Genomic DNA, 20239 nt, shown 5'->3' with positions numbered 1-20239 from the left:
CGGTGGGCCACGCACGGCAGGCCCAACGACGTCAACGCCCACCCCCACCTCTCGGAGGACGGGCGGCTGGCCGTGATCCACAACGGCATCATCGAGAACTACGTGGCGCTGAAGCGAGACCTCGCGGCGCGGGGGCACGTGTTCGCCTCCGACACCGACACCGAGGTGCTCGTGCACCTGATCGAGGAGAAGTACGCGGTGCTGGGCGCCCTGCCCGCGGCGGTGCGCGCGGCGCTGGCCGAGGTCGAGGGCGCCTACGCGCTCGTCGTCACGCACGTCGACCACGACCTCCTCGTCGCGGCGCGGAACACCAGCCCGCTCGTCATCGGGCTCGGCGCGGGGGAGACGTACCTCGCCTCCGACGTGCCGGCCCTGCTGCCCTACACGCGCGAGGTCGTCTACCTGCTCGACGGCGACGTCGCGGTCCTGCGCGCGGACGAGGTCGTCATCACCGACCTGGCCGGGGAGCCCGTCGCCCGCGAGGCGACGACGGTCGAGTGGGACGCCGAGGCGGCCGAGAAGGCGGGCTACCCGCACTACATGCTCAAGGAGATCTACGAGCAGCCCACGGTGCTGCAGAACACGCTCTTCGGCCGCTTCACCGGCGACGGCCTCGGCGTCGACCTCGACCTCGGGCTCGACCCGCTGGCCGTCGACCGGGTCGTGATCACCGCGGCGGGGACGGCCTCCTACGCGGGGATGGTCGGCCAGGCGCTGCTCGAGCGCCTCGCCCGCCTGCCCGCCGCCACCGTCGTCTCCAGCGAGTTCCGCTACTCGGAGCCGGTCGTCGACGAGCGCACGCTGTGCGTGGCCGTCTCGCAGTCGGGCGAGACGATCGACACGCTCGAGGCCCTGCGCGAGGCGCGGCGACGCGGGGCGCGCACCCTGGCCGTGCTCAACGTCAAGGGCTCGTCGCTGTCGCGCGAGGTGGACGACGTGCTCTACATCCACGCCGGGCCCGAGATCGGCGTGGCCAGCACCAAGGCCTACACGGCGATGGTGGCCGCGTTCGCGCTCCTCGCCCTGTGGCTGGGCCGGGCGCGCGGCACCGTCGACGACGACCTGGCGCGCGAGCTCGTGCGCGGCCTGCGCGAGCTGCCGCAGCAGGTCGAGCGGGCGCTGAGGTGCCGCGAGGAGGTGGCGCGCGTGGCCGAGGGCCTGCTCGGCGCGCGGAGCGCCCTCTTCCTCGGCCGCGGCGTGAACGTCGCGACGGCGCTGGAGGGCGCGCTGAAGCTCAAGGAGATCAGCTACGTCCACGCCGAGGCCTACCCGACGGGCGAGATGAAGCACGGGCCGATCGCGCTCATCGACGAGCACCTGCCCGTGGTCGCCGTCGCCACGGCCTCGCCGCTCTACGACAAGACCGTCTCGAACCTGCAGGAGGTCAAGGCGCGCGACGGACGGCTCATCGTCGTGGCCAACGAGGGCGACGAGCGCGTGAGGGAGCACGCCGACGAGGTCGTCTACGTGCCGCGGACGCACGAGTACCTCTCGCCGGTCGTCAACGTCGTGCCCCTGCAGCTCCTGGCCTACGAGGTGGCGAACCGGCTGGGCCGCGACGTCGACCAGCCCCGGAACCTGGCCAAGAGCGTGACCGTCGAGTGAGCCAGGCCCGCGTCGATGAAGGGCGCAGCGGCCGCGCTGGTGCGCCCTTCACCGCGCGCCGGCGAGGGCGGACTTAGGCTGCGACGGGGAGGTCGCGAAGCGTTGTCGACGCAGGCTGAGGTCGAACAGAAGCAGTTCGAGCTGATCCGCAGGCTCGTGACGGTGGACGACGTCGTGGTGCTCGAAGAGGTGGGCCGCGTGCTCGACGCCGCGCAGGGCCCCGGCGCCCTCAGGCGGCTCGACGACGCCGAGGTCGACGCCGTGCTCAGGCAGCTCCTGGAGGAGTGAGCTAGAGCACGCCCTGCGACCGCAGCACCCACCACACGGCCGCGCCTATGGCCACCCACAGCACCCACTTCAGCGCGCCGCCGAAGCGCGCGCCGCCCGCCTTCATGAAGCTCTCGCGCGCCTCGGCGGCGTCCTGCCGGTAGGCGAGCCGCTGGGCGCGCCTGAGGTGCCTCACGCTCTTGCCGAGGTCGCCCTTGCGGCGGTACGCCACGCCGAGGTTGTGGTGGGCGTTCGAGAACTCCTCGTTCACCGCCAGGGCCTCGCGGTAGCGCGCGATGGCGCCGTCGACGTCGCCCTCCTCCAGCGCGACGTTGCCGAGGTTCGTCAGGGCGCGGAAGTGCTTGGGGTCCACGGCGACGGCCGCCTCGAAGCAGGCCTTCGCCGCCACGCCGTCGCCCAGGTAGGCCTGGGCGGTGCCGCGTAGCGTGCTGGCCTCGGCGACGAACCAGGTGTCGCCCAGCCGGTCGAGGTCCGCCAGCGCCTGCTCGGGGTCGCGCTTGTCGAGGGCCTTGCCCACCGCGGCCAGGGCCTCGATGTCGGCCTGCAGGTCGTGCCACGGCGCCAGAGGCGGCTTGTGCTGCAGCCTGGCGATGCGCTCGCCGGCCTTGGCGTAGCGCCGCTCGCGCAGCAGGTCCTCCACGTCGGCGAGCGCCGTGAGAGCGGCCCTGACCGCGTCGTCGTCGCTCTCGGCGTCCGCCGCGAGCCGGCCGGCGCCGGCGTAGGTGGCCACCAGGTAGGCCTGCTTCGCGGCGTTGAACCGCCTCAGCTCGAGGAGCTCGCGCCAGTCCGCGACGCTCGCCTGTGCAGCGGCGGACGCGTCGCCTTCCTGTGCGGGGACCACGTGGGCGCCGCGCCCGGCGTCCTGGTCGGTCATGGCCGTGACGGTATCACGCTCGCGACGGCCGCCTCATACAGCGCCGCGTAGCGCCGTGCCGACGTCCGCCAGGAGTGGTCCTGGCGCATCGCCGCCTGCTGCATCGCCCGCCACCTGTCGGTGCCGGGCCCCACGGCGAGCGCCTCGGCGGCGGCCCAGGCGAGCCCCGCGGCCGTGGCGTGCTCGAAGGCGAAGCCGGTGCGCATGTGCTCGACGGTGTCGCGCAGCCCGCCCGTGGCGCGCACGATCGGCAGGGTCCCGTAGCGCATGGCGATCATCTGGCTGAGCCCGCACGGCTCGAAGCGGCTCGGCATCGCCAGGGCGTCGGCGCCGGCGTAGAAGAGGTGGGAGAGAGGCTCGTCGAACTCTATCGTCACGCCCACGCGGCCCGGGTTGTCCGCCGCCAGGGCCAGCGCGGCCGCCTCCAGCTCCGGCTCGCCGGTGCCGAGCAGAGCCAGCGCCCAGCCCATCCGCAGCAGCCGCGGCGCCGCCTCCAGTAGCAGGTCGATGCCCTTCTGCTCGACGAGCCGCGACACGGCGGCGAGCACGGGCAGGCCGGGCTCGAGCCCGTAGCGCTCGCGCAGGGCGACCTGCGACGACGCCTTGGCGTTCGGGTGGGCGGCGTCGTAGCGGGCCGGCAGGTGGGGGTCGGTCGCGGGGTCCCAGCGCTCGACGTCGATGCCGTTGAGGATCCCCGTGAGACGTCCGGCGAGGCTCCTGAAGGCGCCGTCGAGGCCCCAGCCGTGCTCGGGCTGCGTGAGCTCCTGCGCGTAGGTGGGGCTGACGGTGGTGACCCGCGTGGCGAACCCGGCGCCGGCCTTGAGGGCGTTGAAGCGCCCGTAGTGGTTCGCGAACGAGCCGGCCAGCTCGCCGGGCAGCCGCAGCCAGCGCAGCGTCGCCGTCATCTCCGACTCGCCCTGGTACTGCGCGTTGTGCACGGTGAAGACGCTCGGGAGGCGCGGGAAGCCCTCGGGCAGGTGCCGGCCCCGCGCCAGCAGGAGCGGCAGGTGGCCGGTGTGCCAGTCGTTGGCGTGCGCCACGTCCGGCCTGAAGCCGACCCGCTGCGCGACCTGCGGCGCGGCGCGCGAGAGCAGCGCGAAGCGCCATGGGTCGTCCTCGTGGCCGTAGACGCGCTCGCGGGCGTAGACGGGGTGGCCGACGAAGGCCAGGCGCACGCCGCGCTCCTCCAGCGTGCCGACGCCCACGGTCACCGTGCCGCCGTCGAACGGCACCGCGACGTCGCCGATCCAGAGCGGGCGCGCGCCGCCTCCGAGACCGCCGTACCAGGGGGTGACGACGAGCACCTCGTGGCCGAGCCCGACGAGCGCGGCCGGCAGCGAGCCTGCCACGTCGCCCAGACCCCCCACCTTGCTGTACGGCGCGACCTCGGCGGAGACGAACAGGACCCGCATCCCCTAGAGATTAGGCCGTCATTGTCCCTACGGACTCGCACCCCCCTGCTGCGTATACTTCCCGATGCACAGCGAGGCTCACGGTCTACCGGCCCACGGCCGCGCCCTTGGAGGCTTATGAAGCGTAGATGGATGATCACCGGCCTGGTGGCCCTCACCGTCGCCACGATGGCCGTATACGCGCAGGTGTCGCGCGACTTCGCCGGCGAGTTCCTCAACACCGCCGCGGGCCGGGCGCTGATCCAGTCTTACGGCGCGCTGAAGAGCGGCTACCTGCACGACGTCGACGACGAGAAGCTGATCCGCGGGGCCATCAACGGCATGATCGAGTCCCTCGAGGACCCGTACACCGCCTACATCGAGCCGCGGGCGGCCGCCCGGGAGACGCAGGACCTCTCCGGCTCGTTCGAGGGCATCGGGGCCGTGCTCACGCCGCACAACAGGAACACCGGCAAGGGCGTGGAGGTCCTCACCGTCTACAAGGGCGGTCCGGCCAGCGAGGCCGGCCTGCAGCGCGGCGACGTCTTCCTCGAGGTCGACGGCATGGACGTCAGCGATCTGACGACCTCCGAGGTCGCCGACGTCGTCCGCGGGCCCAAGGGCACGACCGTCAAGCTGAAGATGAGCCGCCCCGGCGTCCCCGAGCCGCTCGAGTTCGAGATCGTCCGCGACACGATCCAGATCATCGACGTCAGCAGCACGATGCTGCCGGACGGAGTGGGGTACATCAGCCTCAGCTCTTTCAACAACCAGCTCCTGCATGAACAGCTCGTCGAGCACCTCGACCGCCTCATCGAGCAGGGCGCCACCTCGCTGATCCTCGACCTGCGCGACAACTCGGGCGGCCTGCTCACCCAGGCCATCCTCGTCGCCGACGAGTTCCTCGCCAGCGGCGACATCGTCTTCCAGCGCGCCCGCGGCGTCACGCAGCGCATCGCCTCCGCCGACCCGGCGGCCTACGACCTGCCGATGGTCGTGCTCGTGAACGAGCAGTCGGCCTCGGCCTCCGAGATCGTGGCCGGCGCTCTGCAGGAGAACGGCCGCGCTCTCATCGTGGGCGAGCAGACGTTCGGCAAGGGCGTCGCGCAGTCCGTGCTCTCGCTCTCCGACGGCGGCCAGCTCCGCTACGTGTCGTTCGAGTGGCTCACGCCCACGCGGCAGAGCATCGCCGAGGAGGGCGTGACGCCCGACATCCCAGCCGAGGACACGCGCTTCCCCGACACGATCGTCGCCGAGGGACGCGGGCTCAAGCCCGGCCAGACGGTGCAGATCGTCGTGGACGGCGAGGTCGTCGGCACCGGCACCGCGGACGAGGAGGGCGAGTTCGAGGTCATGGCCCTCGGACCCGTGCGCGAGATGAGCGAGGTGCAGGGCGAGGCGATCGTCCACCTCGAGAGCGACTCGGCGCTGCGGGTCGCGTACGAGGCGGTCCTCGAGCAGCGCGCCGCCGCCGCGGCCGCCGCCGCCGACTGAGCGCTGCCCCGGCGCCCGAGCGCGCGGGGGCCGGATGGCCCGGGCCGAGGGTGGTGAGCCGCGCACGCTATGTCGGTAGACCGCTGGCGGGCTACTGCCTAGGAGGCCCCTGGCGGCGTTGCGCGCGGCCCTGACGGGGATCTCGTGCCTCCAGACGCTCGAGTCAGTACGCCGAAGACGAGATACTGACTCGAGGGGGGTGGTCGGGCGCCTCTCTCTGCGGCCGGGCCACGCGCCGCGCCAGCGATGCCCCGAGAGACGACTCGCCCACACGGTCCTACCCCCGCGGGCACGTAGCCTGATCGGCATGATCGAGGTGAACGGGCTCGTCAAGCGGTACGGGCGGGTCACCGCCGTGGACGGCCTGTCGTTCGCGGTCCCCCGCGGGCGCGTGGTGGCGCTGCTCGGGCCGAACGGGGCGGGCAAGTCCACGACGATCCGCGCCGTCACGGGGCAGGTCATGCCCTCGGCGGGGACGGTGACCGTGGGCGGGCACGACGTCGTCAGGCGGCCCCTGGAGGCCAAGGCGCTCATCGGCTACGTGCCCGACCGGCCGTACCTCTACCCGAACCTCACGGGTCGCGAGCTGCTGCGCTTCCTGGGACGTCTGCGCCGGGTGGACGGGGCCGAGGAGCGTTCACGCGAGCTGCTCGCGCGGTTCGAGCTCGCGCACGCCGCGGACGAGCTCGTGCAGACCTACTCGCACGGCATGCGTCAGCGCCTCACGTTCTGCGCCGCGCTGCTGCATCGTCCGCCGGCGCTGGTGATCGACGAGCCGATGGTCGGCCTCGACCCGCGCGGCGCCCGCGACGTGCGGGCCCTGATGCGCCGGCATGCCGACGACGGCGGCGCCGTGCTGCTCACCACGCACTCGCTGGCGGTGGCGGAGGCCGTCGCCGACGAGATCGTGCTCATGACCCGGGGGCGCGCCGTGGCGCGCGGCACCCTGGCCGAGCTGAGGCAGCGCGTCGGCGACGACGCGGCCGACCTCGAGGAGATCTTCCTGCGCCTGACCGAGGAGGCCGCCTAGGGCCATGGCGCTCCTCGCGATGCGCCTGCGCGGCGCCCTCAACTCCCTCCGCCGACGCCCGACGCGCGCGGTCGTGGGCGTGGCGCTGCTGGCGCTCGTCTACTGGGGGATGCACGCGATCACGGTCCGCGGGCTCCGCTTCCTGGCGACCTACCCCGACATCGGCACGATCGCCGACGCCGTGGCGCGGCGCAGCCTCGAGGGCATGCTGGCGGTGCTGATGGTCGCCGTGGCCTTCTCGGTGCTGACGGGCTCGATCGGCACGCTCTACGGCTCCGTCGACCTGCCCTTCCTGCTCTCGCAGCCGGTGCCGGCGTTCCGCGTGTTCGCGCTGAAGGTCGCCGAGACCTACGCCTCGAGCGCCCTGCTCCCGGCGGTGTTCACGGTGCCGGTGCTCGTCGCCCTCGGCGGCGAGCGCCTCGCGCCCGCGCTCTACTACCCCGTGGCGCTGCTGGCGCTGGCCAGCCTCTACGCGCTCCCGGTGGCCCTCGGCGCGCTGCTGGCGCTCGTGCTGATGCGCGTGGCCCCGGCGGGCAAGGCGCGGGAGTTCGCGACGGCCGCCAGCGTCGTCGTGGCCGCCGGGCTGGTGCTCGGGCTGCGCGCGCTGCGGCCGGAGCAGCTGCAGGCGCTCACGCCCGAGGAGTTCGAGGTGCTCCTGCAGCGCTTCGCCGCCCTCGACATCGGCTGGCTGCCCAGCACCTGGGCCGCCGACGCCGTGTGGCACGGCCTCGAGGGGCGCTTCTCCGCGGGCGCCACGCTGCTGGTGGCCCTCGCGCTCGCCACGCTGGGCGGGCTGGTGCTCCTCGCGACCCGCGCCTACGCGGCCGGCTGGTACCGCACCGAGGGGGACACGCCCTGGGGCGGCGGCAGGAGGCGCTCCTCGGAGCGTCCGCCGGCGTGGGAGAGGGTCCTGGGCCCCGTGGGTGGGGGGATGGTCGTGAAGGACGTGCGCCTGCTGCTGCGGGACCCGTCGCAGTGGTCGCAGCTCCTAGTCCTGGGCGCGCTGGCCGGCGTCTACTTCATCAGCACCGCGAGCCTCTCGGTGGGGATCCAGCGCTTCCGCGACGTCATAGGCGCGATGAACGTGGCGTTCCTCGCCTTCCTCCTCGCCGGCGTGGGCGTGAGGCTGGCGTTCCCGCTGGTGTCGCTCGAGGGCGAGGCGGTCTGGCTCTTGCGCACCGCGCCGGTGCGGGCGTGGCGGGTGGTGTTCGCGAAGTTCCTCGGCGCGCTGCCCCCGATGCTGGCGCTGGGCGTGGGCCTCGGCCTCGCCGTGGCCGGGCGCCTCGAGCTCTCGCCGGCGCTGGCGTTCGCCGCCCCCTTGGCCGGCGGCCTGGCGGCGTTCGCCACGGCAGGCCTGGGCGTGGGGCTCGGCGCGGCGTTCCCGCGCTTCGACAGCGTGAACCCCCACGAGGTCGCCGTCTCGAGCGGCGGGCTCCTCTACATGGCGCTGTCGCTCGCCTACGCGGCCCTGTCGACGCTGCTGTTCGCCTACCCGTCGTGGCGGGCGCTGGCCGGAGGTGCCGGAGCCTTCTCCTGGACGGCCCCCGACGGCCTGCTGGTGCTGGCCGGCCTCGCCTTGGTGTGCGCCCTGTTCACGCTCGTGCCGCTGCTGGCGGGGAGCCGCCGGCTGGCGCGCTGGGAGCCGAGCGACTAGCCGTTGCCGGTGGGGCTTGCCGGGCCCTGGTCGGCGAGGGACCGCCGGGGCCGCGTCGCCGCTCCGCCTCAGCTCGGGCCGGCGCCTGCGAGGTCGCCCGCGACGCCGTCGAAGGACCGCCTGAAGTTCTCGCGGAACATCGCCACGAGGCGCCTGGCCGTCTCGTCGTACGCGTCGGGGTCGGACCACGCCTCGCGCGGCGAGAGCACCTCGGCAGGCACGCCGGGCGCCGCCGTGGGGTAGGCGAGCCCGAAGAACGGGTCGGCGCGCAGCGGGACGTCGTCGAGCCGACCGGCCAGCGCGGCCCGCACCAGGGCGCGGGTGGCGGGCAGCGACATGCGCCTGCCGACGCCGTAGGGTCCGCCCGTCCAGCCCGTGTTGACGAGCCACGCCCTGGCGCCGTGGCTCGTGAGACGCTCGCCGAGCATCCGGGCGTACGTGACCGGCGGCAGGGGCATGAACGGCTCCCCGAAGCAGGTGCTGAAGGTGGCCGTCGGCTCGGTGACGCCGCGCTCCGTGCCGGCGACCTTCGCGGTGTAGCCGCTGAGGAAGTGGTACATCGCCTGCTCGGGCGTGAGACGCGAGATGGGCGGCAGGACGCCGAAGGCGTCGGCGGTGAGGAAGACGACGTCGGCGGGGTGGCTCCCGACCCCCGACTCCGAGGCGTTCGGCACGAACTCGATGGGGTAGGCCGCCCGCGTGTTCTCGGTCTTCGCGTCCGACGCGAAGTCGACCTGGCGCGTCTCGGGGTCGACGACGACGTTCTCGAGCACCGTCCCGAACCTGTGGCTGGCGGCGAAGATCTCCGGCTCCTTCTCGGGCGAGAGGTGGATGACCTTGGCGTAGCAGCCGCCCTCGAAGTTGAAGACACCGTCGTCCGACCAGCCGTGCTCGTCGTCCCCGATCAGGCGCCGGCTCGAGTCGGACGAGAGGGTCGTCTTGCCCGTGCCAGACAGGCCGAAGAACAGCGCCACGCCGCCCAGGCCGTCCAGCGGCTCGTTCGCCGAGCAGTGCATGGGGAACACGCCGCGCAGCGGCAGGTCGAGGTTCAGCACCGAGAACACCGACTTCTTGATCTCGCCGGCGTACTCGGTGTTGCCGATGAGCACGAGGCGCTCGCGGAAGTCGACGGCGATCACGGTCGAGGAGCGCGTGCCGTGGCGATCGGGGTCGGCGCGGAAGCTGGGCAGGTCGACGACGGTCCAGCCGCGCCAGGGCGCGTCCGACGCGACCGGGCGGCGGGCGTCGCGCGCCGCGACCCGGGGGTCGGGCGCCCTCCGGTCCTCCGGCTCGCGGAACAGGTTGCGGGCGAACAGCGCATGCCAGGCGTACTCGGTGACGACGCGCACGGGCAGGCGGTAGCGCGCGTCCGCGCCCGCGTGGAGGTGCTGGACGTGGAGCTCGAGGCCGCGCGCGTGCCTGTGCATGTCGCGGAGCAGCAGGTCGAAGTGCCTCTGCTCCATGGGCTGGTTGATGCCGCCCCAGGCGACGTCGGCGCTGGCCTCGTTGCGGACGATGAACTTGTCGCTCGGCGAGCGGCCCGTGTAGACGCCGGTGTCGGTGGCGAGCGCCCCCGCGGCCGTCAGTAGGCCCTCGCCGCGCCTCACCGAGTCCTCGACGAGCGCCGTGGCGCTGGCGTCGAAGGTGACGCTGAGGCCGGACAGGGGGAAGCCCCCGCCCTCGCCGCGCTCGAGGATGCCGCGCTGCCGCTCGCTCACAGTTCCCTCCGAGTCACGAGGCTACCACCGCAGGGTCACGCCGAAGCTTATGAGGCTGCGTTCGGTCGAGAGCGAGGTCGAGAGGTCGAGGCCCAGCCACCGGCTGACGTCGTAGGAGAGCCCGAGGCCGAGGGCCGAGCGGGGAGACGCCAGCACGCCGGTCGTGGGGAAGTCGATGCGCCCCGAGACCTCCAGGTCGAGCGGGCCTAGCGCGTACTGCAGCGCGACCTCGTTCGTGACCGCGAAGCCCGGGTCGTCGGGGTCGGCGGTGCCGATGCGGTAGCTGGCGAACAGCTCGGGGTTCAGGTAGCCGCCCAGCCGCACCGACACGCCGAACGGCTGGTCGCCGTCGATGAGCTGGGTGATCGACGAGGTGCGGATCTCCAGGACGTCGAGGCCGAGCGCCTCGCGCAGGGCGTTCTGCAGCTCGCCGAGCAGCAGGACGTCGACGGCGGTGTCGAGCGCGCCCTGCGCCACCGCGCCGCCCAGGCCGCCGGCGCCGATGAGGTCGGACCCCAGCTCGAGCCGGCCGAGGGTGACGAGCGTCAGCAGCTCGGCCTGCGTGAGCGGGCGCACCCCGTTGCCCACCGCGGCGGCGGGGTCGGCGTCGCCCGGCCCGACCTCGATGAGCGCCTCGGACGTCAGCGTCGGCCTCACGTCGAAGCGCACGCCGCCGTCCTCGTCGAGCTCGACGGGCCCGGAGAAGGCGAGGTCGACCCTGAACGTGCGGCCCTCAGGCGCCACGAACTCGACGTCGGTGCTGCCCGCGAGCACGCGCGCCTTCTCGAACTCGGTGTGCGCGCTCACGTCCAGGTCGGGCAGCACGCCGCGGTTGGGGCTGAACGTGGCGACCGCCTGGTCGACGGTGAAGTCGCGCCCGGAGAACCGCAGGTTCCCGCGCAGCGCCCGCGCCTCGCCCGACAGACGCGGCTCGGCGCCGGTGCCGGAGAGCGTGAGGTCGAGTGACGCCTCGAGCGAGGCGAACGAGGTGGTCATCACGACCCGCTGCGGCGCCGTGATGCGCAGGTCGTCGAAGCGCAGGCTCGCGAGACCCCCCGCGGGCGCCGGCTCGGCGGCGGTCGGCGCTACTGGCGAGGGGGCCATGCCGGCCGGGTCGACGGTGCTCGCCCTCGGGTCCTCGGCAGCCTGGTCGCCGGCGGAGACCTCGGCGTCCTCGGCTCCTGCCGCTTCCGCCGCCTCGGCCGCACCCTCCGCGGCCGGGGCCGCGTCCCCGCCGGCTCCTGCCCGGGCCTCCTCGGCTCCCGCCGCCTCCGCACCGGCGCCGGCCGGCGCTTCGTCCGCCTCTGCGGGCGCCGCCGCGCTGGGGTCGATGACGACCTCGTCGGCCTCGATCGCGCCGCTCAGGGCGACGCCGCGTTCGCCGCCCACGAGCCGGAGGTCGGCCGCCAGCGTGGAGTCGGCGATGAGCAGGCCGGGGTAGGCGACGTGCAGCCCGGTTCCGCCGGCCCTGAGGTCGAGCGGCACGAGCGTGCCCTGCACGGCGAGCGGCGCCCCGAGGCGCCCCGTCAGGGCGAGGAACGGCCGGAACAGCGGGTCCTGGGTCACCGAGCCGGACACGTCCTCGATCCGCCCCACGCCAGGCACGACCAGCGCCCCCTCGAAGCGCAGGTCGGCGGCGCGCAGGGAGAAGGGCTCGAGCACCAGGGTCGCGTCCCCGGCGAGGCGCAGGTCGCCCCGCACGGGCGAGAGGGCGCTGAGCGTGGCCTCCGCCGAGAGCGCGGCGCCCTCGAGGCTCACGTCGGTGTCGGCGAGCCTGTACGTGGTGCCGGCCACGCTGAAGTCGAGCGCGTCGGTCTGGAAGGTGACCAGCGGCTCGGCCAGCGTGCCTGACGCCGCGAAGGCGAAGCTGCCCTCGGCGCCCACGCCGAGGAGCGCCAGGCCCGGCACCAGGCCGAGCAAGGGGCCGAAGTCGGCCTCGTCGGCCACGAGCTCGAAGCCGAGCCGGTCCGGCGCGAGGACGCCGGCGGCGTGCCAGTCGCCGCGACCCGAGAACGTGGCGCGCTCGACGGACAGCGAGCCCCGGTCGTAGACGAGGGTGACCTCGCCGCGGGTCAGGACGCCGGCGCGCTGGAGGGTGAGCTCCTCGCTGGCCACGGCGGCGTAGCCGGCGCCGGGGTCCGTCAGCGGCAGGTCGACGCGGGCGACGCCGGTGAGCAACGCCGTGACGTCGGTCGGCCCCACGACCGCCTCGGCCAGCAGGTCGAGCGGGAGGCGCTCGAGGCGCGCCGATCCCGACAGCGTCAGGTCGGAGAGCGTGAGCGCGAGCAGCGACCTGCCCAGCATGACGTCGGCGTCGACGCGCGAGGTCGGGCCCGAGACCTGCACCGTAACCGGCAGGCTGTTCTCGCCCACGGCGAGGTCCGGCGCGACGAGCTGGCCGAACACGAAGTCGCCCTGCAGCCGCACGACGCCCGAGAGGGCGCCGGAGAGGTGCGGGGCCGACGACGCGATCAACGGGACCGCGCCGAGCTCGATCGTGCGGAGCCGCAGCTCGACCTCGGTGGCGCCGGGCTGGTCGGAGCCGCCGGCCGCCGCAGCCGCTACCTCGGGCTCGACGCCGAGGGCGGTGAGCAGCCTCGGCACCGGGGCGTCGCCGCTCACGCTCAGGCTGCCCGCCGCGGTGGCGACGGTCGCGGCCCCCTCGAGGCGTCCGTTCGCGAGCGCGGCGTCGGCGTTCACGGTGACCTCGCCCCAGCCCGGCGGCGTGAGCCGCACGCCGTCTACGGAGAGCGTGCCCGAGGGCGGTGCCCCCGGCTCGTAGGCCAGGTGCGCGCTCACGGCGCCGGCCGACACGCCCGGCAGCAGGCTGCCGCCGCTCCCGTCGCTCCGCAGCTCGAGCGCCACGTCGAGGAGCGCTGCGCCCGACGACGCGTCGTAGCTGGCCGCGACCTCGCCCAGCGGGCTGCTCGAGCTGAGCCGCCACTGGCCGCCCGCCGCGCTCACCGCCACCGGCAGCCTCCTGGAGGCGGGGTCCGGGGTGTCGAGGGGCAGCTCCAGCCAGCCCTCCAGGTCGGCGGACGCCGGCGCGAGCCTGCCGGACAGCGTGGCCCGGAAGCCCGACACCGCGAGCCCCAGCTGCCGCAGCTCCAACGACCCTGCCGCGACGTCCAGCCTGGCCGAGCCGCTGGCCGCCCCGCCCCCGGTGACGACGAGCCCCTCGCTCGCTACGCGGGAGACCAGCTCGAGGAGCCCGTCGGCGGCCAGGTCGGCCGAGAGCCTGGCGTCGGGCAGCGACGTCGGCGTGACCGTGAGCTGCGGCGACTGAGACGAGCCGACGGACCCCAGCCTCACGGTGACGGGTCCGAGAGGCACCTGCAGCGCGCCCATCGCCGCGAGGCCGTCCTGGCGCTCGAGGAGGCGCACCTCGCCGCTCGGCTGCCCAGGGGCCGCCCCGGCGGCGCTGAGCCTGACGTCGAGGCCGGGCGCCAGGCGGCCCTCCACCCGCAGCGGGGCCGTGGCGCGCGGCAGCGCGACGGTCTGGTCGAGTGTCACGCCCCCGGGGCCGATGGACGCGCGTCCGGCGGCGGCGACGCCCGCGCCCTGCGCGTAGGCCGCGGTGGCGAGTATCACCTGGGGCACGGGCCCGCTGCCCTGGAGGACGCCCGTCGCCGACAGCACCGCCGCCGGCTCGCCGTCCGTGGCCGGCAGCTCCGCCCCCTGCAGGGCCACCTCGCCGGTCCACCCCCGGCCGGCCGGCCGGCGACCGGAGACGGACAGCTCGCCGCCCAGGGCGGTCCCGGAGGCCGAGAAGCTGGCGCCGCCCGCGCCGACCTCCGCCTCGACGCCCACGTCCACGCCCAGCTCGGCGCCGCCCGCGAGGCGGCCGGTGGCGCGGCCCTCCGGTCCTCGTCCGGCGGCGGCGAGGGCCAGGGTCAGCGAGCCCGGCAGGGTCAGGCCCTCTAGCTCCAGGATCCACGACTGGTCGGCGGGGTCGAACACGCCGCTCACGCCGTCGCCGTCTATGGCGATCGGCGCCCCGGCGGTTGCCGAAGTGATCGCGAGGTCGCCCACCTCCTGGCCGGCGACGGCGAGGTCGGCGAACTCCCCGCGCAGCCAGGCTCCCTCGCCGGCCGGCTCGCCGAGCGCGAGTCGGGCCGAGCCCCGCAGCGTGGGGGACAGAGCGGCCAGGGGGCCCTCGACCACGAACCCGGCGAGCCCGGGTGACACCGTTCCCTGCCAGCCGTCGAGCCGCCCCGCGCCCGTGAGCGTCGCCGCGCCGCCGAGGTCGGAGACGAGCAGGACCGCGTCGCCCGCCCGGAGGCTGCCGCTCGCGACCACCTCCTCACCGGACACCGCGACCTGCACGTCGCTGGTGAGGTCGCGGTACGCCAGGGTGGAGCGGACGTCGAGGCGCCCGCGTCGCGGGGCCGCCTCGAGGCGCAGCGCGCCGCGCAGGTCGCCGCGTCCGTAGAGCGCCGCGAAGACCACGGGGTCGGCGGCGGTGCCGCCCACCTGCAGGCCGCCGTCGACGAGGACGGGCACGCCAGCGACGCCCACGCCGGCGGCGTCGAGCTGCGCCGTCACCGTGACCTGCCCCAGGTCCTCGAGCTGGGGCGCGACGAGGACGATGGGCCCGCGCAGCAGGCCCGTGAGCCGCGTGTCGCCGGCGTCCACGTCGGCCAGGTCCACTTGCGCCCGCAAGGCCATGCGCAGCCGGCCGTCGAACGACGCCGACCCCTCGAGCCGGCTGGCGCCGCTCGCGACGACGAGGTCCTCCACGGCCAGCCCGCCGGTCGCGGAGCCGCCCGTGAGGCTGAGGCTCACCCGCGGGTCCTCCCGCAGCGGCAGCACGTCGGCGACGGGCATGCCGTCGAGCGCTCCGGAGACCGACCAGCCGTCGGCGCCTACGCTCGCCTGCAGGGAGAGGCCCTCGCCCGCGACGTCGAGCGTCAGGCCGCCCGCGCCGGCGGTGAGACGACCCGCCGCCTCCACGGCGCCGGCGATGGCGACGTCGGCGGTCAATGCCCCCGTGAGCGGCGCGTGGGCCGGCACGACGGCGTTGAGCGCCACCAGGGGCGCGCCGGCGCTGTCCTCGCCGGCCGTGGCGGCGACCGCCAGGTCGCCGCCTGAGGCGCCGCGCAGCGCGACGGTCACCGGCGCCGCCTCGGCGGGCACGGGACCGCCCGAGGCCGTCGCGGTCAGCGCTCCACCGAAGCCCGCCTCGCGGCTCCAGGCGAGGCCGGGGCCCTCGAGCCGCAGGTCGGCGCCGGCGAGCTCCGGCAGGAGCACCGCCACCGCGGGAGCGACGTCCCCCACCGGCCGCAGCCGCGCCTCGCCAGAGCCGAGGCCGTAGGCCGCCTCCAGGCCGAGCCACGTCACGCTGGCCTCCAGCGGGTCGCCGGCGACGCGCCAGGCCCCCTCGCCCGCCGCCTCGGCCAGCGGGCCCTCGGTCGCGGTGAGCGCGCCGCCGACGTCGAGACGGGGGGCCAGGGTCCCGCTCCCCGCGACCGCCAGGCGCTCCCCGGCCAGCGGCGCGGGCAGCCCCGACAGCTCGGCCGTCAGGTCGGCGAGCTCGACCTCGGCGCCCCGCGCCACGACCTCACCGCTCAGCTCGCCATGTAAGCCGAGCGGCCCGCCCGCCAGCCCGCCCTCGAACGCGGCGGTGCGCACGCCCGGCTCGGGCGCCGCCAGCACGGCCTCGAGGGACGCGCCGGGGACGTCGACGTGCAGCCGCCCGTTCTCGAAGGCGTCGTCGACCTCGAGCCAGGCGTCGATCGGCTGGCCCGCCGCCTGGCCGGAGACGACGACGCGGCGTCGCGCGTGCCACGCCAGCCGGCCGGCGACGTCGAGCTGCGGCGCCCGCAGCGTGAACCGCAGGTCGTCCGGCGCCGAACCGGCCAGTGAGACCGCGGCGCCCTCCACCGTGCCAGACACGTCGAGCGTGAGCTCCGCGGTAGCGGGATCGGTGCCTAGGAACGCTCGGCCGCTGGCCAGCACGTCGACGTCGACGCCGTAGGCGGCGCCTATCCTCGCGAAGTCGACGGCGGCCATGTCCAGCTCGGCGGTGAGGTCGGCGCCCTCTCCGGCGAGCGAGGCCACGGCGACGGGCGCCGCGCCCGGCGCGGCCGGGAGGGAGGCTGCGAGCTCACCGGCGTAGACGGCGCCGTCGCCGGAGAGCGCCAGGGCCAGGTCGACCTGACCAGCGGCGGGCAGCTCCGCGCGGGCGGCGGCGTCGAGGTCCCAGCCGTCCGCCGGCGTCCAGGCGGCTCGCACGAGCACGGGCGAGGCGACCATCCCTGCCGCCGCGCGGGCGCCTGCTGGCAGGGCCGCCGCGATGGCCGGCTCGGTGAGCGTCGCCTCGGCCGACGCGGCGCGCAGGCTCCCCTCGGCCGTCGCCGTGACGCCGGCGCCCGTCAGGGTGGCCGTCGCCGTCGGGTCGTCTAGCGTGCCCCCGAGCTCGGCGGTCAGCGTGGCGGGCGCGCCCAGGAGCGTGAACGGCAGCTCGACGCGCCCCTCGATGGTGCCGCCCTCCGCCACGCGGGCGTCGACCCAGTCGCCGGTCAGCAGCGGACCGCCGCCCGCGGCCGGCACGGTGAGGCTCGCTGCGAGCGGCGGCAGCGCGAAGTAGGGCTCGCCCGCGAGGGCAGCGCTGCTCAGGGCCACGCGCAGGCCGTCCTCCGGCGTCGCCGCGATCGCGGCCGTCACCGCGCCGCCGAGCGCCCGGGCGTCGCCCTCCAGGCGCAGCTCGGGTGACACGGTGCCGTGCGCCAGGAGCGTGGTCTCGAGCGGCCCGGTGGCGGCGACGGCGAGCGCCAGTTCGGGTCCGGCTCCGGTGAGCGTGACCGTGGCGTCCGTGGGCTCGGTGCCGGGGAGGGAGAGGCCGGCCACGAGCTCGCCCAGCCAGCCCCGCTCCGGCTCGTGGCGGAGCGTGCCGTCGAGCTGGGCCCGGAGGCCGGCCGGCGCCGCCGCCGGCACGTGCGTCGTCAGGTCGGCGCCGCGGGCCGTCAGCTCGAGCGTGCCGTCCCGGAACGTGGCGGCCACGTCCTCGCCCACCGACACGGCCGCCTCGCCGGCGAGCAGGTCGGCGCTGCCGCTCACGGCCAGCTCGCCCGCGGGCCTCGCGGGCTCGGGCAGCGGGGCGGCGAGGAGACCGGCGGGGATCGCGCCGGTGATAGCTAGGTTCCCCGGCGTGCCGGACGCCTCGAGGAGCGGGTCCTCGCCGGGTCTGGAGACGCTGGCGCGCACCTGCGCGGCGGTGGGGTCCGCGAGGTCGACGCGGCGCTCCGGCAGGTCGAGGGTGAGCGCGAGCGCCTCGCCGGCGTAGGTGGCGGGCAGCGTGACGGGCCCGCTCGTGACGACGGCGCCGCCCTCCAGGGTGAGCGTCAGCTCGGAGTCGGCGAGGCGCACCAGGGCCGTGGGCGCGCCGCTCCAGTCGGCCCGGAGGCTCCACGGCACGTCCGGCACCGCCGCCGGACCGGCCGCGACACCGGGGATCGTGCCGCTCCCCTCTAGGCCGTTGACGGTGAGGACGAGGTCCTCGAGCGGCCCGGCGTCTACGGTGAGCAGAGGCGTGTCGGGTCCCAGGTCGGCGAGGCGGACCTCGCCCGCGCCGCGCACGGGCAGGCCCGCCGCCTCGGCCTCGAGGGTGACGGCGAGGGAGTCGCCGCGCCCGGTGACCACCGCGGTGGCGGCCACGGGGGAGGTCACCGCTACGGTCGCGGTGCCCGCGACGCCGTCGAGGACGCCCGCGCCGAGCCGACCGCTGAGGTCCAGGGCGAGCGTGCCCTCGAGCGGCGGCTCCTGGCGCGTGACCAGCCGCCAGTACCTGGCCAGGTCCACTTCGCCCGCGGCGGTGACCTGGCCGGTGGCGGCGTCGTAGGCGGCGACGACGCGCTCGCTGCCGGATGGGCCGAGCTCGGCCGTGGCGCGCAGCGGCCCGTCCCACGCGGCGCCGAGGGTGACGGGCAGGTCGCCCACCGCGCCCGCGAGGTGCAGGCGGGCAGCGCCGACGTCGGCGTCGCCAGCCAGGCTCACGCCGGCCGGCAGGGCGACGCGTCCGCCGCCCGCGTCGTCGACCGTCACGTCGACGCTCACGGGTCCGGCGCCGCTGGGGGCCGAGGCGCGGCCCGAGAGGGCCAGGGCCAGGGCCGGCGGACCGTCCCCGTCGGCGACAGTCACGGGGAGGCCGTCGAGGACGGCGCTAGCTCCGCCCGGTCCCGCCTCCAGGCGGAGGTCGCCCGCCGCCGACGCGGCGGTGACGCGCCACGCGCCCGTGGCGGCGTCCAGGCTGGCGTCGGCCTGCAGCGCGCCGTCAGCGGTCGCGGCGGGCCCGGCTGACGCGTCGGCGTACTCGACGCGCCCGTGCCACGACAGGCCGTCGGTCCCGAACACGAGCGAGCTCGACGGCACGGTCAGCGAGGCGGCCGCACCGCCGCCCTCGAGCGCGAGGCGCGTGGGCTCGACGATGACGTCGGCGACGAGCGCGACGGGGTCGAGGTCGAGAGCCCCCGAGACGATCACGGGGCCGAAGCGGCCCACGAGCCCCGTGACCCGCGAGCGCGCGGGGTCGTAGACGCCGGAGGCGCTGCCGCGCAGGTCGGGGCCGTCGGGGAGGCCGGGGACCGTGACCGGGTCGTCGCCGGTGAGAGCGACCGTCACGCGCGCGCCGTCCAGGCTGGCCGGGCCGGAGACGCCGAGGGCGACGGACGCACCCGCGGGCAATGGGTCCAGGCCGAGGCTGCTCAGCGTCAGGCCGCCCTCGAGCGTGCCGTCGGCGAGCACCACGGCGCCCTCGAGGCGCGCGCCGGCGGAGTCGCTGCCGGTGACGAAGCCCTGCCAGCCGTCGGGGTCGAGGCGGGCGTCGAGGCGCGCCTCGGCCTGCCGGCCGGCGACCTCTCCGGCCCAGGACAGCGCGAGCTCGCCGTCCTCGCGCCCGCCGAGCGCGAGGCGCAGGCGGGCGTCGACGGCGCCGAGGCCCTCGCCCAGGGTCGAGAGGCCGACGCCGTCGGCGGTCACGACCAGGTCGTCGCCTTCCTGGCCCGGCCCGAGCTCGAAGCGGACGTCGCCGCCGCCGAGCACGGCCAGCCCCTGCGCCCTGATCCGACCGTCGGGGGGAAGTCGGAACGCCGTGCTGAGGTGGTCGAGCGGGAGGCCCTCGACGGTCCCGGCTGCCGTCGCCGAGCCGTCGAGCACGACGTGGTCCCACCCGCTGAGGCTCAGCTCGACGGAGGCGGTGCCGACGAGCGCCACCGGCGGACCGTCGGGGTAGCTGCCGCGCAGGAGCCAGCCGGCGGCCTCCGCCAGACCGGGGCTGCCCGTCGCCTGCGCCTCCCAGCGCCGCGCGTCGACGTTCACGACGCCCGTGGCCGCGACAGGACCGCCGAGCGCGTTGCCGGTAAGGTCGGCCGTGATCACCGGGTAGTCGAGCACCACGTGGCCGGCGACCCCGGTGGCAGCGATGCCCAGGTCGTCGACGGCGCCACCCGTGACGTCGAAGCTGCCGGCGATCTGCGAGCCGCGCACGTGGAGCTCGCCGGTGACCTCGCCGGCCGTGACGCCCTGCCACCAGTTGCGGGCGAGGGTGGCGTCGGCGCGCTCGACGCGCGCGTCGAAGCTGCCCGTGAGCGTCTCGAAGCGACCGGCCACGTAGGCGGAGCCGTCGGCGGTCGTCACGGTACCCGTGAGGTCGAGGGCGGTTCCGCTCTGCGCTACCTGGACGTCGGAGAGCGTGGCGTCGGGCAGCGTGAACGGGAGCTCCTCGACGTCGACAGAGACGTCGTCGAGCGCCAGCCGGCGGAGCTGCAGGGTGAGCGGACCGGCCGGCGCCCCCGGCGCGGCCGCGGCTCCGCTGAGGAACCGCGATAGGTCCACCCGCCCGCGTGCGCCGCTGACCTCGATGTCGAGGGGGAGCTCGCCGCCGATGAGGGAGGGCAGGAAGTAGCCCACGCGCAGCCGGTCGACGGTCACGCCCACGCCGGGACCCGCGATGGTAGCGCCGTGCAGGGCGACGCCGCGCCACGCGTTGCCCTCGGTGCCGGTGTAGGTGACGTGCGTGCCGGAACGCTCCAGCGCCTGCACCACGCGCTCGACGATGAACCCCCGCACGGGGGGCAGCGCGGGCAGGAACGCCAACGCCGCGAGGACCGCCAAGACGACGATGGCGATGAGGGATGCTCTTCGGCGTGACATCGCTGCCAGGCGGTTCCGTTCGCGTGCGCCGGCGGG

The 20239-nt window shown here is 75.6% G+C and carries 9 protein-coding genes; 5 read left to right on the top strand and 4 right to left on the bottom strand.

Going from position 1 to position 20239, the window contains the following annotated elements; translation table 11 throughout:
• On the top strand, positions 1–1605 hold a 1605-nt coding region (gene glmS / locus VF202_06765; protein HEX7039790.1), incomplete at its 5' end, for a glutamine--fructose-6-phosphate transaminase (isomerizing).
• A 102-nt stretch (positions 1606–1707) separates the two neighbouring features.
• Positions 1708–1893 (top strand): hypothetical protein, encoded by a 186-nt coding sequence (locus VF202_06760; GenBank protein ID HEX7039789.1) that lies wholly within the window; start codon positions 1708–1710, stop codon positions 1891–1893.
• 1 nt (position 1894) lies between these two features.
• On the opposite strand, the gene VF202_06755 is transcribed toward VF202_06760, so the two are convergent.
• Both VF202_06755 and VF202_06750 read right to left on the bottom strand, forming a co-directional pair.
• Positions 1895–2767 (bottom strand): tetratricopeptide repeat protein, encoded by an 873-nt coding sequence (locus VF202_06755; protein HEX7039788.1) that lies wholly within the window; start codon positions 2765–2767, stop codon positions 1895–1897.
• Positions 2764–4179 carry a glycogen/starch synthase gene (locus tag VF202_06750; GenBank protein ID HEX7039787.1) on the bottom strand — a complete coding sequence of 472 codons (1416 nt, stop codon included), beginning with the start codon at positions 4177–4179 and terminating at the stop codon, positions 2764–2766. The genes VF202_06755 and VF202_06750 overlap by 4 nt, the downstream gene beginning before the upstream one ends.
• 117 nt (positions 4180–4296) lie before the next feature.
• Here VF202_06750 and VF202_06745 point away from each other — a divergent pair, with 117 nt between their 5' ends.
• The 3 genes from VF202_06745 to VF202_06735 all read left to right on the top strand — a co-directional run bounded on the left by VF202_06745 (position 4297) and on the right by VF202_06735 (position 8336).
• On the top strand, positions 4297–5652 hold the full coding sequence (locus tag VF202_06745) for a S41 family peptidase (GenBank protein ID HEX7039786.1): 1356 nt from the start codon (positions 4297–4299) through the stop codon (positions 5650–5652).
• A 307-nt stretch (positions 5653–5959) separates the two neighbouring features.
• Positions 5960–6682: an ABC transporter ATP-binding protein gene (locus tag VF202_06740; protein HEX7039785.1), complete on the top strand. Its 723-nt coding sequence runs from the start codon at positions 5960–5962 to the stop codon at positions 6680–6682.
• A 4-nt stretch (positions 6683–6686) separates the two neighbouring features.
• Positions 6687–8336, top strand: coding sequence for a hypothetical protein (locus tag VF202_06735; protein HEX7039784.1), 1650 nt, complete (start codon positions 6687–6689; stop codon positions 8334–8336).
• Between the two features lie 68 nt (positions 8337–8404).
• On the opposite strand, the gene pckA is transcribed toward VF202_06735, so the two are convergent.
• Together pckA and VF202_06725 are read right to left on the bottom strand one after the other, a co-directional pair.
• Complete coding sequence (gene pckA / locus VF202_06730; GenBank protein ID HEX7039783.1) at positions 8405–10054, bottom strand: phosphoenolpyruvate carboxykinase (ATP); 1650 nt, start codon at positions 10052–10054, stop codon at positions 8405–8407.
• Between the two features lie 21 nt (positions 10055–10075).
• Entirely contained in the window at positions 10076–20203 is a 10128-nt protein-coding gene (locus tag VF202_06725) for a translocation/assembly module TamB domain-containing protein (GenBank protein ID HEX7039782.1), read from the bottom strand.
• Positions 20204–20239 lie beyond the last annotated feature (36 nt).

The organism is Trueperaceae bacterium (assembly GCA_036381035.1).
In the GTDB taxonomy this organism is placed as follows: domain Bacteria; phylum Deinococcota; class Deinococci; order Deinococcales; family Trueperaceae; genus DASRWD01.
The sequence above is the reverse complement of the archived record's forward strand: the minus strand, read 5'-3'. Positions and strand labels throughout refer to the sequence as shown.

Bases quoted from the DNA above. Each gene is read 5' to 3' on its own strand.
- VF202_06725 (HEX7039782.1), bottom strand. From the start codon at position 20,203: ATGTCACGCCGAAGAGCATCCCTCATCGCCATCGTCGTCTTGGCGGTC.
- VF202_06740 (HEX7039785.1), top strand. From the start codon at position 5,960: ATGATCGAGGTGAACGGGCTCGTCAAGCGGTACGGGCGGGTCACCGCC.
- VF202_06745 (HEX7039786.1), top strand. From the start codon at position 4,297: ATGAAGCGTAGATGGATGATCACCGGCCTGGTGGCCCTCACCGTCGCC.
- VF202_06735 (HEX7039784.1), top strand. From the start codon at position 6,687: ATGGCGCTCCTCGCGATGCGCCTGCGCGGCGCCCTCAACTCCCTCCGC.
- VF202_06755 (HEX7039788.1), bottom strand. From the start codon at position 2,767: ATGACCGACCAGGACGCCGGGCGCGGCGCCCACGTGGTCCCCGCACAG.
- VF202_06750 (HEX7039787.1), bottom strand. From the start codon at position 4,179: ATGCGGGTCCTGTTCGTCTCCGCCGAGGTCGCGCCGTACAGCAAGGTG.